We start from the raw sequence: 21,988 nt of genomic DNA on the forward strand, positions 1-21,988 counted from the left end.
ACGTTCGGGATCCCGGGCTCCGGGGTGGTGCAGCGGCTGCAGGAGGCGGGGTCGGCGGTGGTCGTGACCGTCGCCGGCGTCGAGGATGCGCGGCGAGCCGTGGAGGTGGGGGCGGACTGGTTGTCCGTGCAGAGCGCCGAGGCCGGCGGGCACCGGTCCACCACGACGGTGGGGGAGGAGCCCGACGACATCACCACCGTCGAACTGGTGCGGGCCGTGCGCGCGGCACTGCCGGCGGTGGAGTTCGTGGCCGCCGGCGGAATCGTCAACCCGGAGGACGTGGCCGCTGCGGTGGCCGCCGGGGCGACCGGCGTGCAGCTCGGTACCGTGCTGCTGCGCACCCCCGAGGCCGGCACGAGCGCGCTGCACAGGGCGGCGCTGGGCGATCCCAGGTTCACCGAGACGCGGCCCACGCGCTGCTACACCGGGCGCTACGCCCGCGCGCTGGTCAACGGATTCGTGGCCGAGCACCACGACGCCGCACCGGCCGCGTATCCCCACCTGCACATCCTCACCGGGCCGATGCGTAAAGCCGCTGCCCAGGCGGGCGACATCGACGTGCCGCCGCTGTGGGCCGGGTCGCGGTGGCGGGCTGCGGATGCCTACGCCGATCGGCCGGCCGGCGAGGTGGTTGCCGAGCTCTGGGAGTCCGCCCAGCGGTCTTGAGTTCAGGCCGCGCGGCGCTCGGCCTCGGCCGCGATGTCGGCCAGGTCCTGCCCCATGGTCTTGCGGGTCGAGTTCAGTGCGACTTTGCCCATTACGCCCATCACCACGCGGGAGATGGCCGGGGCATGCGCTGTCTCCGCGCTGAAGTGCATGAACAACGTCGAGCCGCCGTCAACGTCGGCGGTCAGGGTGAACACCGTCTTGTACTCGGTCCCGCCGCTCTCGGCGACGATCGTGGTGGAGTGTGGCGCATCCGCGGTCTGCACCATCATCTCCTCGGTCGACTTCATGCCGAACATCTTGCGGGTCTCGCGCCACCGAAAACCCGGCTCGTAGACGCCGGCCGTCAGGATCTCCACCGACAGGACGCCACTCAGCGTGCGGTGAGCGTTAGGGATGTCGGTGAGGACGGCCCACACGGTCGCGGGGTCGGCATTGATGTGGCGGGACAGATCGAGCTGCATGGGCGTCAGTCTAGTGACGCGCATTGCTGTAGTCCGCGTACCCGAGAGGCCGGGTTCGAAAATGCACAACGCCGGCATCCGTCCGAAGACGAATGCCGGCGTTGCGGTGTTGACGCCGAGGCTCAGGCCTCAGACGTCAACGGCTCAAATCAGGAGCCGATGCCCTCGAGGGCGCCGGAGAAGAGGCCGATCAGCTGGGCGGGGAGGCCAGCGAACAGGTCGACGACGTCGGAACCGGTGGTGACGACGCCCGTGGAGCCGGCAGCGATCTTATCAAGGAAGCCAGAGATCATGGTAGTGATCCTTTCGTTAAGCGGGGCGGCGCCGGGGTGCGCCGCCTCTCTCATGTTGCGGTCCGTGATGGACTCGTGAAGTACATCCCGAACTCGCCACCAAACGTTACGTTGCAACCCCAGATTTGCCACTCGGAAGGGCTGTCCCACAACGAGTTTGGGATATACGAACACTTATCATTCCTGTTCAAGGGGTGGCTATTTGGACAGATGTTATGTAGGTCACAAAAGCGAGATCGAGGCGCGGGTGTCGCTTGGCTCGTCGTTTTCGGTGGCCCGTCGGCTGGCGGGAGGCGGTGGTCGGCATGGGAGACCAGAGAAGTGATTCCAAGGCGACTCTCCTGTTCGCCGACTTTCAGGGCCAGGCGGAGTCCGGGGCCTCGGGAGGCGCTGGCGACGCCGTTGTCAATAGCCGCCCCGCTTCCCCTTCTCGGAGGTTTTCGCTCCTTCCTCTACACCAACGCCCCAGTTGCGCCGACTCGGGGCTCAGTCTCGCCTAGGACCAGACTGGGTATTGCCCAGCGCGTGACGATGTCGACCGCCCGCGGGGCTCGGCATCCCGGCCGAGAGCCTGCCCATCGCCTTACTCGGCGCCATCGGCCGCCAAGTGGGGGATCGTTGTCGGCGGCCTCGATAGGTGCCCATCCTTCCCTGGAGGAGAGTGGCTGGCGCGGCTGGACGAGGCCCGGGCGCTGGCCACTATCGTCGCGAACCTGGGCTTGGAGGGCAGGATGCCGGACGCGTAAAGCGCCGTCTACGACTGCGGCCTCACCCGCGAGAGGGACGTCACAAGCGCGGATTGCGCGACGCGACGGGGCTGTTTCGGCGAGAGGCGCCGGGCAGGGGCTGCACTGCGACGTCGGAAGGCGCTGGCTGACACCGTGCTTGACTGACGGTTCGATGACAAGGGCGCCTGGCGACGGGATGGGTGTGGAACATGCGGCGCTATCGGTGCGAGTCGTGCGCCACAGAATGTGGGCTACTCTATTCGTGCGGCGTGTAGTCCAACGCCTGCAACTACCTTGATGGGGCGGCGCGAGACGCCGCCAGTAGGTGAGCTACTTTCAAATGGACAGTGCCGACACCCACCCGAAGATGAGTGCCGGCGCTGTGATTTCCCGAGAGCTAGAGCCCGTCAGGCGAGGGGGCCGACCGGGCCTTCGGGCAGGAAGTCGAAGACGTTGTCGAGCGAGCCGACGACGGTCGCTCCGGTGATGTTGGCGGCAGCGGAGCCGGCGCCAACCAGGCCAAAGAAGAATCGAACGATATCGCCAACGATTTCACCGAGCATGGTGTTGTCCCTTCATTGAGGTGCGGCGCGTCTGTGCCGCTGGGGGGTGGGGGTGGTTCGTGATGAACCCAATATGTTCATCCCGAGCACACGGCGGAACGTTACACCCTGAGTGAGGCAATCTTAAGTAGATTTTGCGAACGCGACTGTGTGGACTCGGGTTAGTTCCGTATCGGTGCAGGTGGCGAGGCTTTTCGCGTCTTCGTGACTTGGGGCACAGTATTCTGTTTTCTTTAGAGTTTGCCTTGTGGGACTTGGTAGCCCGCTCGAGCTGCCCTCGTGGCGCACGCGCCTGCTGCCTTCGGACGTACCGCAGCTAACGATGGGCCGAACCGGCACGTGTTCTCTCTCGGGCTCGCGGTCTTACCCGACCTCGCCCCGAGGGCGCTGCCACCAACGATTTGCCCGACGCGGCAGCGCCGAGCGCCAAGTCGGACCTGGGCTGGCCAGTGATTTCGCGCTTGTCGGCGCCGTCCGAGGCCATTCGCGCCAGCTCGCCCGGTGTCTGCGTCCCATGGTCGCTACGTCGTGGGGCGGTTGCGTGCTCTGCCGTATCGGGTACGTTCTTGGCGGAGTAGCGGTATGGTGCTGTGTTATGCGGCCCATAGTCGAACGCCTGCAACTACGTTGATGGGGGGGCTGCTACGCGTGGGGCATGGGGGAGGTAGCATGAAATGCGCAACGCCAGCATCTGCCCGAAGGTAGATGCTGGCGCGGCGGGTTGTTGCCGAGCTGTCGCTCAGCGGTCAACGACTTGGCCCAAAGCTCACCAGATGTCGAAGATGTTGTCGAGCGAGCCGACGACGGTCCAACCGGTGATGTTGGCCGCAGCGGAGCCGGCGCCGACCAGGCCGTAGAAGAATCCAACGATATCGCCAACGATGTCACCGAGCATGGTGATGTCCTTTCCTCGAGTTGCGGCGCGTCTCGCCGCTTGGGGGTGCGGTCCGTGATGGACTCAACTTGTTCATCCCGAACACACGTCGGAACGTTACGCCCTTTGTAAGACAATTTTGAGAAGGATCTGCGAGCGGGTCTGTCTGAACTGCCTAGATTTCCGCGTCGCGGCAGGTCAGGCACGTCACGTCCAGGCCAAAGTGCCCTAGGTCACAATATGGTAACAGTTTTAACTTTGACCTCTTTCTTAACTTTGGACCCTTTGGTCTCTGTGATCTCGCATGCGTGATGCCGGAGAGGGTGGCAACTGCTACCGCTAGACACCTAGCGGGGGACAATGGCCGCATGACTGCGCACTCGCCTTCCTCTCCCGCGTCCGTCCCCCTGCCGGCCGGCTTCCGAGCCCACGCCGGCTCCGCGGGTCTGCGCGAGGAGGGGGATGACGTTGTCGTCGTCGTCAACGACGGCCCCGCCCCCGCCTCGTCGGCCGTCTTCACCCGGTCCCTCTTCGCCGGTCCCTCAGTCGTCCTCAGTCGCGCCAACGCGGCCTCCGGCCGCGCGCGGGGCCTCGTGGTGGTGGCCAAGAACGCCAACGTCGCCACCGGCGCGCAGGGCATGGCCAACGCGCGCGAGGTCCTCGACCGCGCCGCGGCGTCCGTCGGCGTGCCGCCCGAGGATCTGCTCATCGCCTCCACCGGCGTGATCGGCCGCCAGTACCCCATGGACCTGCTGCGCACCCACCTCGACGGGCTCGCCGGCGCCGAGTTCGGCTCCGACGCCCTGGATGTGGCCGCCGCCATGATGACCACCGACACCCACCCCAAGACCGCCGTGCGGGAAATGACGACGACGACGGGGTCCACCGCCCAGGTCGTGGGCGTGGCCAAGGGCGTCGGAATGGTCGAGCCCGACATGGCCACGATGATCGCCGTGATCTTCACCGACGCCGCCGTGGAACCGGGCGTGCTGGATGCCGCGTTCAGGGCCGCGGTGGACGACACCTTCAACTGCCTATCCGTCGACACGGACACCTCCACCTCCGACACCGCGATCGCGTTCGCCAGCGGCACAGCGGGTGAGGTGGCCGAGGACGAGCTCCGCGCGGCACTGAAGGCCGTGTGCCTGGACCTGACCCGGCAGCTCGCCCGCGACGGCGAGGGCGCCACCAAGCTGCTCACCGTCCAGGTGACCGGAGCGCGCGACCGCGACCAGGCCAAGCGAGTGGCCAAAGCGATCCTCAACTCGCCGCTGGTCAAGACCGCCGTGCACGGCGCCGACCCCAACTGGGGACGCGTCGCCATGGCGATCGGCAAATGCAGCGACGACACCGACATCGACCCAGAGCGCGTGACGATCGTCTTTGGCGACCTCGAGACCTACCCCGCCTTCCCCGGCGAGGCCGAGCTCGAGCGGCTCACCGAGATCATGCGGGCCGAGGAGGTCACCATCGCCGTGGACCTGGGCGTAACGGGCGGTGCCGCGGGTGGTGCTGACGGTGGTGGTGCTGCCGGTGGGGCCGCGGATGGGTCAGCGGGCGGCTCCTGCACCGTCTACGGCTGCGACCTCACCCGCGAGTACATCGCCATCAACGCGGACTACACGACGTGAGTGCCGTAAGCGGGTCGGCCGGTGTGGGTGAGGCTGGCGCCGGTGAGGGGTCTGCACTCTCCACCGTCGACCTCGAGGCGATCCGCGCCGTATTCGCCCGCCGCCTCTACGTCATGGACACCAAGCAATGGGACGGCTACGGGCCGTGCCACACCGAGGACGTGGTGAGCGAGTCCTGGGCGGCCGGCGGCGGTGAGTCGCAGGTGCAGGGACGGCAGGCGCTCACTGAGAAGATCCGCGACACCCTCGACGGCGCCGCGCCGGTCACCAGCGTCCACCACGGGCACACCCCGCTGATCGAGTACGCCGGGCCCCACCCGGAGACGGGCGAGCCGACCGCCACCGGAATCTGGGCCATGGAGGACCGGCTGTGGTGGAAGATCGACGGCCGCGAGCGCTGGCTGCACGGCTGGGGTCACTACCACGAGCGCTACCGCCGGGTGGGCGGCCAGTGGCTCATCTCGTACCGGCGGCTCGAGCGGATCCGCGTGGACACCGGCTGGTCACAGGCCTGAGAAGCCCCGCCCCGGCACGCGTTACTCCGCGCTCGGCCCCGCAGTTGCCGGACGTCGCCCGGCCCACCTCCGAAGTTGCAAGACATCGACCTACGATTGCACGACTTCTCGTTCGAAGATCGGGCAGATTTCGCCACTGCTGTCGTGCAACCGGGACGGGGTGTCTTGCAACCGCGGAGGTGGGACGGGATGTCTTGCAACTGCGTAGCTGCGGCGGCTCAGGCGGTGCCGTCGACCAGTTCGCGCTCGGCGCCCTCGTAGAGAGGGACGTATCCGTTCTTCTTGGTGAGCACATACACAGGCTCGTCGAAGACGCTGGTGTCGAAGGCCTGCTCGCGCAGTTCGGTCTTGCGGCTCTTGAACGTCGACGTGTGCTCGAGCTCGGCGGAGAGCCGGATGAACGCCGGTACCGCGTACGCCGGCAGGGACTTGCGCAACGCGTCGGCCATGGCCTGCCCGTCGAACTCGGCGCCGTCGTGCAGGCGGATCGCGGCCATGCCGGCCTTGCCGTCGGCACCGGTGACCGGCACGCCGTAGACCACGGCCTGGTCCACACCGGGCTGGGTGCCCACCGCGGCCTCGACCTCGGTGGTGGCCACGTTCTCGCCCTTCCAGCGGAACGTGTCGCCGAGCCGGTCGACGAACGAGGCGTGCTTGAGGCCCTGGTTCATCATGAGGTCGCCCGAGATGAACCAGGCGTCGCCGTCGGCAAACGCGTCGCGGACGATCTTCTTCTCGGTGGCCTCCGGGTCGGTGTACCCGTCGAAGGGCTGCGACGCCGAGATGCCACTGAGTAGCAGTCCGACACCACCCTTGCCGACCTTCGACAGCCGACCGTCAGCGCCGCGGCGGGGCTCGCCGGTCTCCGGGTCGTAGTCGACGATCGCGAAATCCATCGGGCAGTAACCGGTGGACCGCGGCACGTTGAACGCGTTGACAAAGGCGATGTTGCACTCGCTGGCCGCGTAGAACTCGCAGATCCGGTCAATGCCGAACCGCTCGGTGAACTGATCCCAGATCTCGGGGCGCAGGCCGTTGCCGGTCATCACGCGGATCGAGTGGTCTCGGTCGCCGGGGCCGGGCTCCTGGTTGAGCAGGTAGCGGCAGATCTCGCCGATGTAGATCGCGGCGGTCGCCCCGGAGGCACGCGCCTGATCCCAGAACTTGGAGGCGGAGAAGTGCTCCTCGATCGCCATGCAGGCGCCCGCGGCCAAGACGCAGCCGAGCCCCACCGTCAGGGCGTTGTTGTGGTACATCGGCAGCGGGCAGAGCAGGACGTCGTCCTTCTTCAACCGCACCCCGGACAGGCCGAAGCCGGCCAGGGCCCGGTTCCACCGGTAGTGCGACATCGTCGACGCCTTGGGCAGGCCCGTCGTGCCGGAGGTGAAGATGTAGTACGCGGTCTCGGTACCGACGGTCTGGGCGGCGTCCGGGAAATCGGTCTGACCCACCGAGTCCTCGAGCGCGGCGAGCTCGTCCTCGAGCCACGTCAGATCGGACATCGACTCCGGCCGGTCACCCGCGATGAGGCCGCGCTGCGGCAGGTCGACCGGCGAGCTGACCGCGATGAGCGTGCCGCTCCAGTCCTCACGCGGAATGGAGTTGACGGTCTCAGCGCACTCGGCGCCCGCCAGAACCACCTTCGACTCGATGATCTTCTGCGAGTGGTCGAGCACGTCGCCGCGCTGATGGTGGTTGAGCAGGCCCACCGACGCGCCGGCCTTGGCCGCGCCCAGGATCGCGAGCATCACCTCGGTGCGGTTGGTCATGCACACGCCCACCGTGTCGCCGCGGGTGACGCCGTGATTCTTGAGGACCGCCGCGACGCGGTTGGCGCGCAGGTTGGCCTCGCCGTAGGAGACCTCCGTGCCGAGGAAACGCAGGAACGGGGCGTCGGGCTGCGAGGCCGCCAGGGACTCGAACCGCGTGCCGATCGACACGTGGTCGCTCGGGCGGGAGGTCCGCACGATCCGCAGCCCGTTCAGCACCGACGGCAGGTCCGCGATGATCGACGGCAGCCCCTTGGCCAGGTCCATCGGGCTGAGCGTGCGGGCGCCTTCGACACCGCTGGTGGTCGCTGAGGTCTTGTCTGTCACGGCTGCTCCTCGGTGGCGGCGGGGCGGTGGGTGGACGTACCGATGGTGTCCGAATCGTCGTCGTCATCGACGGTCTTGTGGGGGTCTTTCGCGCCACCGGTTACGGCCTGGTCTCTGACGGGGTCGCCGGCGAGGCCGCGCCAGGCCAGGTCCACGACGACCCGGGCGGCCACCGACGTGGGCATGGCCCCGCGGGCGACGCGGTCGCCCACGGCCTCACCCGCGCCGACCAGCGCGGTGGCCACCACCTCGAGGTTCTCGCGGCTGCGCTCGTCACCCCAGTGCTGCTGCAGAACATCCGTGGTGAGATCGACCAGGCCCGAGCGGATCTTCTCGACCTGGCCCCGGAAGGCCGGCTCGGCGAAGGCCTGGCGGTAGACGACGTTCCACGAGTCGGGGTGCTCGTCGACGTACTCGAGGAACGACTGCACCACGCTCTCGAGGCGGCCGCGCGGACCGGAGCCGGCGAGCGCCGCGGCGGTGAGCTGGTCGATCAGCCGCCCGGACTCGCGGACCACGCAGGCCGTGAACAGCTCCTCCTTGGAGCCGTAATAGAGGTAGAGCATCGGCTTGGAGATCTTCGCGTCGCGCGCGATGGTGTCCATGGAGGCGGAGCGGTAGCCGAGATCGGCGAACACGCGGATCGCGGAGTCGAGCATCTGCTGCTCTCGGATAGCGCGTGGGATGCGCTTGGTCCCGGTCGACACAGGGCTCCTCCCGGCGGGTCGTGGGTGTGTTCTGCCACACTAACTTACCCGCCAGTAAGGACTCGTGGTCAGCGCTACCTACGAAATGGCGCGAAGCGGGGTGCTAGTCTTTCGGCGTCGGGGTGCCCCTGAGGTGCCCGCGGAACCGCATCTTTTTTCGTGAATCGCAGGGAGAACTCGATGAGCTTCGGCACCGGAGCGCTCGCCAGCGCAGTAGGCGGAATCGTCCTCGGCGGCATCGTCGCGTTCGGGCTCAACACCTCGATGGCCGAGAACACGATCCCCGAGGTGCCGCAGCCGCCCGCCGACCAGGCGCTGCTCGGCCAGGTCGAGTACGGCGCGCGCTAGCCGCCCGCCCCCTGTCGATCCTTCCTCCGGCCTAGGTGATCCGCGGGATCCGTCTCGGCGCCGGTGCGCGCGACGGCGTCGTCGCATTTCTCGCTTTTCTTCTCCTCGCCTGCCTGCAGGCCCCGGGGCAGATCGTCCCCGACACCAAATATGACCTGGTCGCTGACCCGGTCCGTTTCCTCGCCGGCGCCACCCATCTGTGGACCGGTATGTCCTTCGGCGGCCAGGTCCAGAACCAGGCCTATGGCTACCTGTTCCCGCAGGGGCCGTTCTTCGCGCTGTTCGACCTGGTGGGGATGCCCGCCTGGCTGACCCAACGCCTGTGGTGGGCGGTGCTGCTCACCGTGGCCTACGTGGGCGTGGTGCGCGTGGCGGCGGCGCTGCGGATCGGCACCCGCCAGACCCGCGCGGCCGCCGGGATCCTCTACGCGCTCGCCCCGCGCATGCTCGGCGACCTGGGCTCCATCTCCTCCGAGATCTGGCCCGTCGCGCTCGCGCCGTGGGTGCTGCTGCCGGTCATCCGGGTGCTGCAGGGCCGCATGTCGCCGCGCCGCGGCGGGGCGGGGGCGGCGCTCGCGCTGGCGCTGATGGGCGCGGTCAACGCCGTGGCCACCGCCGCCGCGTGCCTGCCGGCGATCCTGTGGTGGGTCATGCACCGCCCCGACCGCACGTGGGCGCGCCTGGCCGCGTGGTGGCTGCCGCTGTCCGCGGCGGTGTGCGTGTGGTGGGCGGTGCCGTTGGTGCTGCTCGGCCGCGTCTCGCCGCCGTTCCTCGACCACATCGAGTCCGCCGAGGTGACCACCCGCTGGTCCTCGGTGACGGAGGTGCTGCGCGGCGCCTCGACGTGGGTACCGTTCGTCTCCACCGACCGCATCGCGGGCGCCGCCCTCACCAGCGAGCCCGTATACGTGCTGGCCACCGGAGTGATCGCGGCCGTCGGCGTGGTGGGACTGCTGCGCCGGGGCATGCCCGCCCGCGGCCGGCTGCTGGTGATCGCCGCCGTGGGACTGGTCGCGATGGCCGCGCCGTGGGTGGGGCCCGCCGGCGGCGGCCTCGCCGAGACGGTGCGCGCGTTCCTCGACGGCTCCGGCGCCCCGCTGCGCAACGTCCACAAGTTCGAGCCGCTGCTGCGCCTGCCGATCGTGCTCGGCGTGGCGCATCTGCTCGCGCACCTGCTCGCCCGGGTCGGCGGGGACCGCCGGCAGGTGGCCGACACGCTGGCGCACCCCGAGCGCGACCGCTCCGTCGCGCTGGCGATGGTCGTGGTGCTGGCGGCGTCCGTCGCGGTGGCCCCGGCGTTGCTGGGCAAGCTCGCCCCGGTCGGCGCGCACGAGCAGGTGCCCGACTACTGGCCCGAGGCCGCGGCGTGGCTGTCGGAGAACGCGTCGGTGGCGGGGCCCGACGGTACCGATGACCCCGCCGGCACCACGCGCGCCCTCGTCGTGCCCGGCGCCTCCTTCGCGCGCCAGGTGTGGGGCGTGACCCGCGACGAGCCGCTCCAGCCGCTCGCCGACACCCCCTGGGCCGTCCGCGATTCGGTGCCGCTGCAGCCCGCCCCCGCGATCCGCGCCCTCGACGCCGTCCAGCGCCGCCTCGCCGACGGCCGCCCCGCGCCGGGCATGGCGGCCACGCTCGCCTCGCTGGGCATCGGGTACCTGGTGGTGCGCAACGACCTCGAGGGCACCGACGCCTCCGCCTCCGCCGCCCCGTGGCCCGCCCTGGTCCACCAGACGCTCGAGGGTTCGCCCGGCCTGGTGCGGGTCGCCGACTTCGGTGCGCCGGTCGGCGGCGCCCGCGCGCCCGAGGGGGACGACGACGCCGACGGAGACAGCGCCGACGGAGACAGCGCCGACGGAGACAGCGCCGACGGAGACAATGCCGACGACGACAACGCCGAGGGCGCCGAGCCCGTCGTCGTCCCGGATTCCGGGCTCCGGCCCGCGTATCCCGCGATCGAGATCTACCGCGTCGACTCCAGGCTGGGCTCCGACGCGACCGCCCCGGGCCCGCCGCGCTCGGCCACGGCGCCGTACACCGTGGAGGTCCGCGACCTGCCGGTGGTCGCGGGCGGCCCGGAGTCGCTCGCCGCGCTGGACGACCTCGGGGTCGGGAGCGACACGACCGGCTCCCCGGCCCGGGTGACGCGCCTGCTCGAGGCCGACGCGCTCGCCGCCGACGTGGGGCCCGGATCGGACCCGTTCCCGCGGCCGCGGCCGGTGAACTCGATCGGGCCGGTGCTCACCGATTCGCCGATGGACCGCGAGACCGACTTCGGTCGCCTCGACCACCACTCGTCCGCCGTGCGGGCCGAGGGCGATCCCCGCCGCAGCCGCGGCACGATCCCCGACTACGCGGCCAGCGTCGCGGACGAGCAGCCACCGCTGGCCCGGGCGCGCTGGTGGGATGCGCGGGTGACGGTGTCGTCGTCGGCGGCGGACTCCGCGCAGACCGGCCCGGTGCGCCCGTCGCATTCGGTGGCCGCGGCGGTCGACGGCGACCCGGACAGCACGTGGCGCTCCGGAGGCCTCGGCTCGGCGTTCGGCGAGTGGATGGAGATCGAGCTGCCCGAGCCCGTCGACCGCGCCGTGCTCGGGCTGACCGTGCCCGAGCCGACCGCCGGCGCCGCGCTGACGAGTCTGCAGGTGCGCACCGACACCGGCACCACCACCGTGTTCCCGTCACTCGGCGAGGAGACGACCATCGCGCTGCCGCCGGGCGAGACCGAGCGGGTCCGCGTCACGGCCACCGGCTTCGCCGACGGCGGTCGCGGCACCTACTTCGAGATCGCCGACATCGGGCTGACCACCGGCGGCGAGAACGTCCCCCTGCTGCGCACGATCACGCTGCCGGAGCGGCCCGGTCCTGCCAGCGGCGGGTCTGCCGCCGGTGATTCCGCGACCGATGACCCCGCGGCGGCCCCCTCCGGGTGGCTGCTGCGCCAGGAGCTGCCCGGCCGCTCGGACTGCGTCCACGGCGGCTCCCCGGTGGACGGGCTCGCCGGTGCCGAGGAAGAGACCGGCGCCGTCCGCTGCGCGCCCGAACTCTGGATCGAGGCCGAGGAACCCGGCCGGTTCGCCCGCCTGCTCGACGTCCCCGCCGACACCGCGGTCGTCCCGCAGCTGCTGGTCCGCCCCCGCTCCGGCCCGGCGCTCGACGACGTCCTGCGTGGCACGCCCGCCAGCCGCTTCCGGCAGGTCCGCGCCTTCGGGGACTCGGAGGTCACCGACCCCGCCGGCGGACCGAACGCGGCCGTCGACGGCGACCGCGCCACCAGCTGGCACGCCCCCGACGGGCCCTCGCCCACCCTCGAACTGCGCCTTCCCGGCCGGCACCTCGTCGGCTCGCTGCGCCTGTGGGCACCCCGAGCCGCGGCCCCCGCCGCTCCTGCGGTCGTGACGATCGACACCGGCGTGCAGCGCACGAGCATCGACCTGACCGAACTCGCCACAGAGGAGGACGGCTCCGTCGTCGTCGACCTTCCCCCCGACTACACCGACCGCGTCACGCTCCGCCTCGACACCACCGCCGACGTGCGCGACCCCAGTGGGGCGCCCGTGCCCGGCGGACTGGCCGAGGTCTGGGTGCAGGACGACACCGGCGCCCGCATCGGCGCGCTGCCCGCGGCAGACAGCGAGCCCGTGACCCTGACCTGCCAGGACGGGCCCCGGATCCACATCGGCGACCGGATCGTCGGCACGCGCATCAGCGCCTCGCGTCGCGACCTGCTCTCCGGCGCCGCCGTTCCGGCCGAGCTGTGCGACAGCCGCCCGGTCGAGCTCGCGGCGGGCGCGCAGGAGGTCTCGGTCGACCCCGGGGAGGCATTCACGGTGGACGCGGTGGGGCTCCGCGTCGCCCCCGGCAGCGAAGGCGGACCCACCGGCTCGGACGGCCCCGGTGGCGAGGGCGGACGCGGCGGCGAGGGCGCGGCTCGCGGCGCCGCGCCGCTCGGCGGCGGCCTCCAGGCCACGCGCGCCGTCGGCACGGTGGCCTGGGAGGACTCCCGCCGCGAGCTGTACGTGCCCGGCTCGGCGCGCGAGCGGGTGCTGGTCATCCCCGAATCGGTCACCCCGGCGTGGCAGGCGCGACTCGTGGCCGACGACGGCACCGAGCTCGCCGACCCGCGGCCCGTGACGATCGACGGCTGGAAGCAGGGCTGGGTCCTGCCTGCCGCCGACACCGGGATGACGCTCGTCCTCACCGTGCCGCTCGACCGCCCGTACCGGGCCGCGCTGCTGACCGGGCCCATCGCGCTGCTGCTGGTGCTCGTACTGTTCCTCGTGCGCGGGCAGCACGACCGTGCCGGGACACGGACGACCCCGCGGCGGGCCGGCGGCGCCGTGATCGTGGCCTCAACGGCGGTCTTCGGGTTCGTCGTGGCCGGGCCGGTGGGGCTCGCCCTGACCGCCGGTCTCACCGGTGCGGCACTGGTGGCCAGCAGATACCTGGGTGCGGGACGGGCGCGGCGATGGCTCGTCGTCGGCAGCGGGATCGGGATCGTCGCCGGCGCGGCGCTACTGGCGCGTGCCCCGTGGCCGGACCCACTCGGCTACGCCGGTGACGGCTGGGCGCCTCAGGTGGCGACGGTGTTCGGGCTGGTCTGCGCCGGGTTGGCGGCGGGCTGGCCGTCTGTGGGCGTGCCGTCGGTGGGGGCGTTGTCGTCGGACCAGTCTTCGGCTCCGTCGTCCCGGTCGTCGGCCCCGTCGTCGGACAGGCCGTCTGGCGCCGGCAGCGCGCCCGGGTCGCGGCGCGGCGACAACCAGCGGCGCGACGGCTCCTCCACCAGCGAGTAACTCACCGCGGCGATCACCGTCGACACCGCCGCGGTGAGCAACCAGATCTCGAGCATCCGCCCGGAGAACATCGGCACGAACGCGATCTGGAACGCGAAATGCAGCACCAGCACGTGCCACAGGAACACCCCGTACGACCAGCGGCCGAGCATCGTGACCGGCCCCGAACCCAGGACCGCGAAACGCTGACCCTCCGGCGCGAGCACGACCGGGGCGAGCAGGAAGAACGCCACCGCCGCGCCGAGCGCGGTGCGGGCCGCGAACTCCGGGCCGGACGGGTGGACGAACCCCTCGGTGAACCACTGCGGCACCGTCGAGGCGAGGAACGCGGCCGCCGCGAGCGCCCACCAGCCCCAGCGCGCGTGGCGGCGCCGGGCCAGGGCGGCCATACGGCCCTGTGGGGCGGCGGCCAGCTCGGCGAGAATCATGCCCGCCGCGAACCAGGAGGCGAAGGCCGGCGGCAGGATCTGGTCGTTGAGGCGCTCGGGCAACCCCAGCTCATACCAGGGCACGAGCGCCCACCCGAGGCTGAGCACCCCCACCCCGGCGATCACCGGGATCCGCCACCGCGCCGCCGCACCCCGCAGCCGGGCCAGCGCCCACCACAACAGCGGCAGCACTATATAGAAGGTCATCTCCACCGACAGGGACCACGCGTGCGTCAGCCCCTCGGCCAACGAGTCCGGGACGAACACCTGCGTGAGCGTCAGGTTGGCCGTCCAGGTCGTCAGCGGGCTGGAGGCGTTCTGCGGCAGGAGTAGGAATGCCGCCGCCACCAACAGGAGGTAGGCGGGCATGATCCGCACCAGACGCGAGCGCAGGTAGGTGCGGGCCGGGCGGGCGGTGCCGGGGGCGCCGGAGCGGGCGTGCAGGGCGTGGACGCGCCACAGCAAAAAGCCCGAGAGCGCGAAGAACACGGCCACCGACAGGTCCATGCGACCCCAGACCCGGTGGATCGCCGACCCGGTCGAGGAGGCGGTCTGGAAAGCGACATGGGTGGTGAGAACGGCGAAGGCGGCCATCGCGCGCAATCCCTCGAGCGCCGGGACGAACCCGCGGGCGGCCGGGAGAGTGCCGACTCGGTGGTCGGGGGTGCCGTTTGCGTTCTTCATCACTGTTAATCTTCTCCTGATGATGGTCCGGCCCGGGCGATCGCCCCGGTGAACCCCGGGCGGTGGGCGGACCGACGGCGATACTCCAGGAGGACAACCGATGGCACGTCAGAGCAGTTCCGCGGGACGGAGGTCGACTGTTCCCGCGCTGGTCCTGGTGGGGCTCGGGACCTTCCTGATCACTATCGCACTCGCGCTGGTGTTCTTCGTGGTGCCGGCGCAGAAGAAGACCCCGCTGGACATCAACTCCACGACGGTCACCGAGGTCTCGCCCGGTGCGGTGCTCGTGGGCCTGTCGCTGGCGACCAACACTCCGACCGAGCTCAACGCCGATCGCGAGGAGTGCCGCGTGCCGGACGCGGGCGGGGACGACGCGGCCGCCGAGGGCGCCGCCGGTGAGGGCGCTGCCGAGGGCGAGGACGTCGAGGCGGTCGGCGACGACGAGGCCGACGACTCCGAGGTCCAGCTCGCCGTGAGCTGCTTCATCGACAACGACGTCCCGCTGTACTCGCAGCGTCGCGTCACGGCCGTCGAGCCCTCGGACTCCGACGTGATCACCATGCAGGCCGCGCAGTCGCTGCTGCGTGAGGACCTGGCCGATGGTGGCGACAACGCCGCGCTGATCAACGCGACCGTCGACCGCATCACCCTCGACCGCGTCACGGCCATGCCGATCGACGAGGCCACCAGCACCATGCAGATCGTCGCCGCCGGTGGCGAGGAGTCCGCCCCCGTCGGCTTCGTCCGGGATGGCCTGCAGTACAAGTTCCCGTTCGACACCGAGCAGAAGTCGTACCCGTACTTCGACGCCAGCACCTTCACCACCAACCCGATCGAGTTCGTCGGCGAGACCACCGTCGGCGGTGTCGAGGCGTACGAGTTCCGTCAGAACCTGGGCCCCATCGACATGTGGTCCTCGATCCGCGACCACTTCGCCTCGATTTCCGAGGGCTACGACCCGGCCGTCGAGTCGGTCCTGGCCAGCTACCGCCGCGACGGCATGACCGCCGGCCAGTGGGGCCTCGAGGGCGACCCGGAGCGCGAGGTCGACATGCGTCGCTTCTACACCAACACCCGCACCATCTGGGTGAACCCGTCCACCGGCCAGATCGTTAACGGCTCCGAGGACATCTTCCAGTTCTTCGCCGAGGACCAGGCCGAGGCCGACGCCTTCTTCAACGACAAGACCGCAGTGGAAGAGGAGAGGGCCGAGCCGACCCGCACGGCCGTCCGTTTCCAGTCCGGCTGGAACGAGGAGACCCAGGAGATCACGCTGGCGGGTGCGCAGGACAGCGCCGACACCCTCAACACCTTCGGCCGCGTCGTGCCGATCATTCTGGGCATCCTGGGCGTGCTGTCGCTGATCGGCGGCATCGTGCTCGGTGCCCGCGGCGGTAGCGCCGGAAGCTCCCGCACCGCGGGCCGCAGGTCGGGCGCTTCGCGTCCCGCCGGGCGTGGCGGTTCTGCTGGTCCCGCCGGTACTGCTCCGGGCGGTGACGGCTCCGCCGGGCCCGCGGGTCCTGCTCCGGGCGGCTCCGGTCCTGCCGGGCCTGCTGGTCCTGCCGGACCCGGTCCGGACGCCCGCGCCTGATCTCCCGTTCGGGGCCGGGGCTGTAGTCGCCCGCAGTCCGGCCCCCGTCCGGTTGCCCCGGTCTGTTCGCCCGGCCCGCCGCGGCGGACACATCGACAAGAGCGTTCCGCACACACCGCCCGAGTAAGGGTGTGCGGAACGCTCTTCTCGTTGACTCCAACTCCGCCCCGCCGCCCCGCATCGATCCGTTGGCCAGCCCACCGGGGCGCAGACAGAAATCCGCCGGTCGAACTGCGATCTGCCGCCGGAGCTCCTGCGGCGGATCGCAGTTCGAGCGGCAGATCTGAGGGGTGGGACCTCAAGCGGGGTGATTGCTTAGGCGGGCCGGGCCCGAAACGCGCGCCAGCCGGCGACGACCGTGGTGACCACCACGACGACAAGCGTCGCCCCCAGAACCCCGGTCACGTCACGGGGCGCGAACCACACCACGACCGCCGTGAGCGCCAGCCCGCACCAGGCGATGCCGGCCTCGACGGTCCGATTCGTGGCAATGGTGGCCAGCAGGAACGCCTGCAGCACACTGAGCACCACGCCGAGCGCGGCGAAGGCCCAGAGCAGCCCGGCGACCGGCTGGTAGTCGGCGCCGACGAGAACCGGCACGAGCGGGGCGGCCACTGCGGCACCGAGCACCACCACCGCGCCGATCCCCAGCAGCACACCGACGGCGGAGCGGACAGCACCCCGGTGCCCTGCGGGGTCGGCCATGCGCGGGTAGAGCACGGTGCCGACGGCCTGGGGAAGCCAGAAGGCGGCCTTCGCGGCAACGGCTCCGAGCGCATATCGACCCGCGTCCTCGGGGGAGAGGAGGGCTCGGGCCATAAGCAGGTCAACCGAGGTCAGCGCCATCATCACCAGCTGGACCTGCCCGGCCGCGAGGACTGCGGCCACCCCGGGCGACAACGGCCCAGGTGACCTCGGCCCGGGCGACCCCGGCCCGGTCTCGTGACCGAGGAAGCCGTGGGAGTCGGACGAGCCGACGGAGCTTGTGAAGCGGGAGCCGGCCGCCACGATCCGGCCCGCCACCAGCCAGGCCGCCGCCACACCGACCGCCCCGGCCGCCAACGCCGGCCCGACTCCGCCGCCGGCCGCGAGCACGCCGACCGCCGGCACGACCTTCCCTGCGCCGGCCAGTGCCAACACCACGCCCAATGCGCGGAACCGTTCGGAGCCCTGGAGCAGGCCCTGCTCGGTCGCCAGAAGACACAGCACCGGGCCCGGCACCAGGGCTGCGGCGGTGGCGAGCACGGGCGTGTTCAACAGAAGCGACACCGGCACCACGGCCAGCGCCGCGACAAGCGTGACCAGCAACGCGACCCGTCGGCCGAGCGACCGCAACGCCTCGCTCGACACCCCGCGCACGAGCTCGCGCGCCACGACCGCCTGTAGCGCGAGCGACGGCACCGCCACCAGCAACTGCGCTGACAGCAGCGCGGCAAAGGCGCCGTAGCCCTCCGGCCCCAGCCAACGCGAGGCGGGCAGATGAAGCAGGTAGGCGGCGATGTTGGCGAGCATCGAGCCCGCCGTCACCGCTCCCGCGCCCGTCAGGAAGCGCCTGGTGGCGGAGTCGGGTGCCGCCGCGCGCTCCTGATGATCCACACGGGTGATCGTAGGCGGCTGCGCGGACCGCGCCCATCCGGTGGTGCGGCGGCCGGGCAGGCGCGAGGGCGGATGCCGCCCTGGCGACGTGATGGAATGTCCGCATGTCAGCCAGCGCCGGGGTCCGCAGTCGGGTCGGCGCGGCCGCGCTGACGGACGCCGGCATCGGACTGGTCGTGACGTCCCTACTGCTGGCGGGGCTCGCGCGCCCGGGCTTCCCGCTGCTTCGGGACTGGGTGGCCACCCCGAGCCCGCCACTGTCCGAAGCGGCTCTCGGGCTGGGAGAGTCGGCCGCGCGGGCGGTGCCACAGGACGTCGCGATGGTGTGGGCGAGCCGGGCTCTGGGCGCGGTCGGGCTGCCGGTCTGGCCGCTGACGGGCCTGCTCACGGCGATCTTCTGCGTGTGGCTCGCGGTCGCGGCGGGCGCCCTGGTCCGTCAGGTCGTGCCGGCGTGCGGCGGGGCAACCGGCGCGGACGCCGCAGGTTCGGCGGACGCTGCAGGTTCGGCGCGTGCAAAGGGTTCGGCGCGTGCCGCAGGCTCGGCGGTCTGGATCCGGCTGCCGGCGGTGGTGGGCGCGGTCTGGAATCCGTTCGTGGTGGAGCGGCTACTGCAGGGGCATTGGTCGCTGCTGGCAGGCGTCGCGGCCGTGATGACGATGCCGGTGCTCCTCGCTCGTGCGGACCCCCGAGCCTTACGCGCCCCGAATGGTGCAATCCGCGCGCGCAAGTCGGCGAAAAATGAGCATTCCGGGTGCGCACGTCGGGCGGGCCGCGGGGCCGGGGGAGGGCACGGTGGGCTGCGCGTCGCCGGGGCCTGCGCCGCGCTGGCGATCGCCGGTCTCACGCCCACCGGGTGGGTGCTTGCCGTCATCGCTGCGGCAGTGGCGTTGACCTGCGCGGACGTGTCGCCCGGCCGTCGGGCGTGGACCGGTGCGCGAGCCCGTGCGGCCGTGGCGCTCACGGTGACGGCAGTGGTCACCGCCCTGCCCTGGTTGCTGGCGACGGCCCTGGCCAGCGGTGCGGGACCGGCGGGCGGCGCCGGACCTGCAGGCGGCGTGGGGCCGGCCGGCGCCGCGGCGACAGGGGTGGCCGCGTTCGCCGCCCGCGCCGAGCCCGGCATCGGCACGCTCGGCTCGGTCGTCGCGCTGGGCGGAATCTGGAACTCGCAGGCGGTGCCGCCGTCGCGCGCGACGTGGTGGGCGGCTGTGGCGCTGGCGTTGCTCCTGCTGGTCTGGGTGTTGGCGGCGCGCGGCCTGTGGCGCTCCCGGCGCCTGCCGCCGGTGCGGGCGACGATCCCGACCGCGATCCTCACCTGGCTCTTGGTGGCGATCGCCGCGACCGGACCGGGCATCGCCGTGCTGGACGCGCTGGTCGGGGCGGTGCCGGCCGCGGGCCTGTTGCGGGACACGCAGAAATTCGTGGCACTCGCGCTGCCGGCGACGGTCCTCGCGCTGACGTTCGCAACCTGCGCCCTCGCTGCGCGCCTGCGTCCGATCGGCGCCGCCATCGCGGTGACGGCCATCGCGATCGCCGCGGTCCCGGACGCTCCCCGCGCTCTGTGGGACCAGCTGCGGCCGGTCACCTTCGGCCCCGGCTGGGCGGAGGTGGCCGCGATCGTCGACGGCCAGCCCGGCGACCTGCTGGTCCTGCCGGCCGGCTCGTTCCGTTCGACGCCACTGTGGGCGGACGGTCGTGCAGTCCTTGACCCGGCGCCGCGCTTGCTCGACACTCGCGTGCTGGTTCCGGGCGACCTCGTGGTCGGCGGCGCGGGTCAGGCAGCGGTATCTGGTGAGGGAGATCGCGCGCGCCGGGCCACCGAGGCGCTCATGCGTGGGGAGGACGCACAGGTCCTGGCATCGATGGGCATCCGTTGGGTGCTCGACGAGCGCACGTCCGCCGGCCCCCGCGGCGAGTCGGCGCAGACCCTGACCGCGGGGGATGCTCCCCGAGAAACCTCGACGACAACAACCTTCTCCAACCCCGAACTCACCCTCTACGAGCTGCCGCCGCCGGCCGGGGCGACTCTGCCAGACTCAGCGGGCCTGCCAACGGAGGCGAGTGCCGGCGAGATCGCATCGACCTGGGAGAACGCCCTGTCCGAGGCGTCCGCAGACCCGGCCTCGGGGGCCGCCCGCGGGGCGGTGCTCGCGGCGCACGCACTGTGGCTGATCGTGCTTGCCGCCTCGCTCGCGCTGGCGACGGGTCGCGCCCGGGCGGGTCGGGTCGTCCGCAACAGCTGACGCCGCAATGGGTGCCTACACGGCGGCGGCAAACCACGGTGGGGGCTGCTCGGATCCCGCACATGCAGCATTCGACGTCGACCGCGATCGCTCAATGTCGACGCGGGCCGCGTTACCGGCTCTTCCCAGATGAGGGTGTAGGTCGGCCGGGCGCGTCGGTCCGCAGATAGACGTCGAGATCTCCCGACGATGGAGGTTCTTACGCCATCCATCCGAAAGACCTCGACGTGTCCGACGCTACCCCGCCGGCCGGCTTCGGCCGCCCTGACCTGACAGCCTTCGCGTCTTATCCCAATCGACTCTGATCGGGTCTGCTGATCCTCTCGACGAGAACGCAGCGACATCACAGCCACCCAACCCCGACCGTCCGGGAAGCCGGGACACGTCACAGGGCCTGTGCTGCGGGCGTGTCGAGTGGGTCGTCCAGGGGCGACGCAGGAGCGTCGACGCGACGTGCTGAGAGGTGGTTCCAGTCGAGCACTAGCACACCGGCTACAGGCATGGCGATAGGTCAGGAACGGCGTCGCTCCCTACGCAGGAGGGAGCGCAGAGTCTCGGCGTTCGCGTAGCCGACCCGTAGCGCGATCTCGGCGGAGGTGAGGTCCGTGGTTGCTGAGAGGTGCCGAGCTCGTTCGATGCGAAGCCGTTGGACGAAGCCGAGCGGAGTGAGGTTGAGCGCCGCACGGACTCGTCGTTCGAGGGTGCGCCGGCTGGTGCCGAGCGACTGCGCGACGAAGGCGACGTTGAACGGTTCGTCCAGGCGGGCGCGCACGAAGCGTTCGAACTCGACGACGATCGGGTCCTCGTGCCGGAGATGTTCGTAGGCGACGAAGGCCGCCTGCGACGGGCGCTCGTCGATGATGAGGAGCTTGGCGACATGTTGGGCCAGGTCGGGGCTGATCGATCGCACGAGTGAGAGCGCGAGGTCGATGTGGGCGAACGCGGCGCCGGCGGTGACGAGGTTCCCGTCGACCACGACCATGGTGTCGAGATCGAGGGCGACGGTCGGATAGCGCTTCAGGAACTCCGGCCCCAGGAACCAGCTGGTCGTCGCCCGCCGATGATGCATCCGTCCGGTCTCGGCGACAGCGAACACGCCGGTGCACGCCGCGGCGATCCGGGTGGTCGCCTCGTCGAGGCGCCCGAGCGAGGCGATGACCGAACGAGCATCTCGGCTCTGGAGGGCGTCGTTGGTAGCGGCGGCCGTAAGGGTTCCAAGCGCAGGGACGACGACCACGTCGAACTCTGCGGACTCCGACAGTGGGTGGTCCACCGACAGGGTCATCGATGCCGTCGTGGTCACTCGCCGTTTCGGTCCGAGGATGGCGAGATTGATCGGGTCGATCCGCGGGTCGACATCGCGGCGGGCTCCGTCGGCCACCCGCACGATGTCGATGATCGACGCGATAGCCGAACCGAAGCAGCCGTCGATCGCGATCAGTCCGATACGCATGACGTAAACAATAGCAATACTGCCGTATACGCCACTTCCCACCGGCCCTCGCTCGTCATACGCTGAACTCGTCCCACGAAGAACCCCGATTTCAAGGAGAGTCCCTCATGGCCACACCCGCAACACTTCCGTATGCCTTCGTCGCCAAGATCGTCGCGGCCGATGGACAGCACGACGCGCTCGCCGATCTGCTCGCCGGCGCTGTCGCACTCGCCAACGAAGAAGAAGGAACGATTGTCTGGTTCGCGGTCAGGACCCACGCCGACACCTTCTGGATCTTCGATGCATTCCCCGACGAGGCCGCTCGCGACGCCCACGCCA

Annotated in this window: 15 protein-coding genes and 2 pseudogenes; 8 read left to right on the forward strand and 9 right to left on the reverse strand. The window is 71.0% G+C overall.

All coding sequences use genetic code 11. The features are described from left to right. Window positions 1–666: NAD(P)H-dependent flavin oxidoreductase (locus tag ACWIE7_RS16360; RefSeq protein WP_454069967.1), on the forward strand; the 666-nt coding region annotated here is incomplete at its 5' end. A 2-nt stretch (window positions 667–668) separates the two neighbouring features. Here the strand turns inward: ACWIE7_RS16360 and ACWIE7_RS16365 are convergent. From ACWIE7_RS16365 to ACWIE7_RS16380, 4 genes are all read right to left on the reverse strand, one after another. Next, window positions 669–1,130 carry an SRPBCC family protein gene (locus ACWIE7_RS16365; protein ID WP_454069968.1) on the reverse strand — a complete coding sequence of 154 codons (462 nt, stop codon included), beginning with the start codon at window positions 1,128–1,130 and terminating at the stop codon, window positions 669–671. A 149-nt stretch (window positions 1,131–1,279) separates the two neighbouring features. After that, entirely contained in the window at window positions 1,280–1,423 is a 144-nt protein-coding gene (locus ACWIE7_RS16370; RefSeq protein WP_454069969.1) for a hypothetical protein, read from the reverse strand. 1,135 nt (window positions 1,424–2,558) lie between these two features. Then, window positions 2,559–2,714 (reverse strand): hypothetical protein, encoded by a 156-nt coding sequence (locus ACWIE7_RS16375; RefSeq protein WP_454069970.1) that lies wholly within the window; start codon window positions 2,712–2,714, stop codon window positions 2,559–2,561. Window positions 2,715–3,480: 766 nt separating this feature from the next. Further along, the gene (locus ACWIE7_RS16380; RefSeq protein ID WP_454069971.1) at window positions 3,481–3,609 is read right to left on the reverse strand and encodes a hypothetical protein; all 129 of its coding nucleotides are present in this window, start codon (window positions 3,607–3,609) and stop codon (window positions 3,481–3,483) included. Window positions 3,610–3,956: 347 nt separating this feature from the next. Between ACWIE7_RS16380 and argJ the strand changes: the two genes are divergently transcribed. Beyond that, on the forward strand, window positions 3,957–5,219 hold the full coding sequence (gene argJ, locus ACWIE7_RS16385) for a bifunctional glutamate N-acetyltransferase/amino-acid acetyltransferase ArgJ (protein ID WP_454069972.1): 1,263 nt from the start codon (window positions 3,957–3,959) through the stop codon (window positions 5,217–5,219). A gap of 23 nt (window positions 5,220–5,242) precedes the next feature. After that, window positions 5,243–5,734, forward strand: a complete 492-nt coding sequence (locus ACWIE7_RS16390; RefSeq protein ID WP_454069977.1) for a nuclear transport factor 2 family protein — start codon at window positions 5,243–5,245, stop codon at window positions 5,732–5,734. A gap of 218 nt (window positions 5,735–5,952) precedes the next feature. Here the strand turns inward: ACWIE7_RS16390 and ACWIE7_RS16395 are convergent, their stop codons facing one another. Together ACWIE7_RS16395 and ACWIE7_RS16400 are read right to left on the reverse strand one after the other, a co-directional pair. Further along, the gene (locus ACWIE7_RS16395) at window positions 5,953–7,770 is read right to left on the reverse strand and encodes a long-chain-acyl-CoA synthetase (RefSeq protein WP_454069978.1); all 1,818 of its coding nucleotides are present in this window, start codon (window positions 7,768–7,770) and stop codon (window positions 5,953–5,955) included. Between the two features lie 173 nt (window positions 7,771–7,943). Further along, window positions 7,944–8,537 (reverse strand): annotated as a pseudogene (locus tag ACWIE7_RS16400) (TetR/AcrR family transcriptional regulator); the annotation flags it as partial. A gap of 180 nt (window positions 8,538–8,717) precedes the next feature. On the opposite strand from ACWIE7_RS16400, the gene ACWIE7_RS16405 reads away from it, so the two are divergent. Together ACWIE7_RS16405 and ACWIE7_RS16410 are read left to right on the forward strand one after the other, a co-directional pair. After that, entirely contained in the window at window positions 8,718–8,885 is a 168-nt protein-coding gene (locus ACWIE7_RS16405) for a DUF2613 domain-containing protein (RefSeq protein WP_230930530.1), read from the forward strand. Between the two features lie 35 nt (window positions 8,886–8,920). Further along, window positions 8,921–12,481 (forward strand): annotated as a pseudogene (locus ACWIE7_RS16410) (DUF3367 domain-containing protein); the annotation flags it as partial. A 974-nt stretch (window positions 12,482–13,455) separates the two neighbouring features. Here the strand turns inward: ACWIE7_RS16410 and ACWIE7_RS16415 are convergent. After that, window positions 13,456–14,787: an acyltransferase family protein gene (locus tag ACWIE7_RS16415; protein WP_454069979.1), complete on the reverse strand. Its 1,332-nt coding sequence runs from the start codon at window positions 14,785–14,787 to the stop codon at window positions 13,456–13,458. Window positions 14,788–14,887: 100 nt separating this feature from the next. Between ACWIE7_RS16415 and ACWIE7_RS16420 the strand changes: the two genes are divergently transcribed. After that, window positions 14,888–16,378, forward strand: coding sequence for a DUF3068 domain-containing protein (locus ACWIE7_RS16420; RefSeq protein WP_454069973.1), 1,491 nt, complete (start codon window positions 14,888–14,890; stop codon window positions 16,376–16,378). Window positions 16,379–16,693: 315 nt separating this feature from the next. On the opposite strand, the gene ACWIE7_RS16425 is transcribed toward ACWIE7_RS16420, so the two are convergent. Continuing rightward, complete coding sequence (locus ACWIE7_RS16425; RefSeq protein WP_454069974.1) at window positions 16,694–17,974, reverse strand: lipopolysaccharide biosynthesis protein; 1,281 nt, start codon at window positions 17,972–17,974, stop codon at window positions 16,694–16,696. 104 nt (window positions 17,975–18,078) lie between these two features. Between ACWIE7_RS16425 and ACWIE7_RS16430 the strand changes: the two genes are divergently transcribed. Beyond that, a complete protein-coding gene (locus tag ACWIE7_RS16430) occupies window positions 18,079–20,214 on the forward strand; it encodes a hypothetical protein (protein ID WP_454069975.1) in 2,136 nt (711 codons plus the stop codon). 511 nt (window positions 20,215–20,725) lie between these two features. Here ACWIE7_RS16430 and ACWIE7_RS16435 read toward each other — a convergent pair. Further along, the gene (locus tag ACWIE7_RS16435; protein ID WP_454057762.1) at window positions 20,726–21,667 is read right to left on the reverse strand and encodes a GlxA family transcriptional regulator; all 942 of its coding nucleotides are present in this window, start codon (window positions 21,665–21,667) and stop codon (window positions 20,726–20,728) included. A gap of 107 nt (window positions 21,668–21,774) precedes the next feature. Here ACWIE7_RS16435 and ACWIE7_RS16440 point away from each other — a divergent pair. After that, window positions 21,775–21,988 (forward strand): putative quinol monooxygenase (locus ACWIE7_RS16440; RefSeq protein WP_454069976.1); only part of this gene is annotated, 214 nt, incomplete at its 3' end.

This window comes from Dietzia sp. NPDC055343 (assembly GCF_053645265.1).

Excerpts from the sequence above, each read along its gene's own strand:
- ACWIE7_RS16375 (WP_454069970.1), bottom strand. The coding sequence starts at position 2,714 with ATGCTCGGTGAAATCGTTGGCGATATCGTTCGATTCTTCTTTGGCCTG.
- ACWIE7_RS16415 (WP_454069979.1), bottom strand. The coding sequence starts at position 14,787 with ATGAAGAACGCAAACGGCACCCCCGACCACCGAGTCGGCACTCTCCCG.
- ACWIE7_RS16395 (WP_454069978.1), bottom strand. The coding sequence starts at position 7,770 with ATGGACCTGGCCAAGGGGCTGCCGTCGATCATCGCGGACCTGCCGTCG.
- ACWIE7_RS16370 (WP_454069969.1), bottom strand. The coding sequence starts at position 1,423 with ATGATCTCTGGCTTCCTTGATAAGATCGCTGCCGGCTCCACGGGCGTC.
- ACWIE7_RS16405 (WP_230930530.1), top strand. The coding sequence starts at position 8,718 with ATGAGCTTCGGCACCGGAGCGCTCGCCAGCGCAGTAGGCGGAATCGTC.
- ACWIE7_RS16420 (WP_454069973.1), top strand. The coding sequence starts at position 14,888 with ATGGCACGTCAGAGCAGTTCCGCGGGACGGAGGTCGACTGTTCCCGCG.
- ACWIE7_RS16435 (WP_454057762.1), bottom strand. The coding sequence starts at position 21,667 with ATGCGTATCGGACTGATCGCGATCGACGGCTGCTTCGGTTCGGCTATC.
- ACWIE7_RS16430 (WP_454069975.1), top strand. The coding sequence starts at position 18,079 with ATGTCAGCCAGCGCCGGGGTCCGCAGTCGGGTCGGCGCGGCCGCGCTG.
- ACWIE7_RS16365 (WP_454069968.1), bottom strand. The coding sequence starts at position 1,130 with ATGCAGCTCGATCTGTCCCGCCACATCAATGCCGACCCCGCGACCGTG.
- argJ (WP_454069972.1), top strand. The coding sequence starts at position 3,957 with ATGACTGCGCACTCGCCTTCCTCTCCCGCGTCCGTCCCCCTGCCGGCC.
- ACWIE7_RS16380 (WP_454069971.1), bottom strand. The coding sequence starts at position 3,609 with ATGCTCGGTGACATCGTTGGCGATATCGTTGGATTCTTCTACGGCCTG.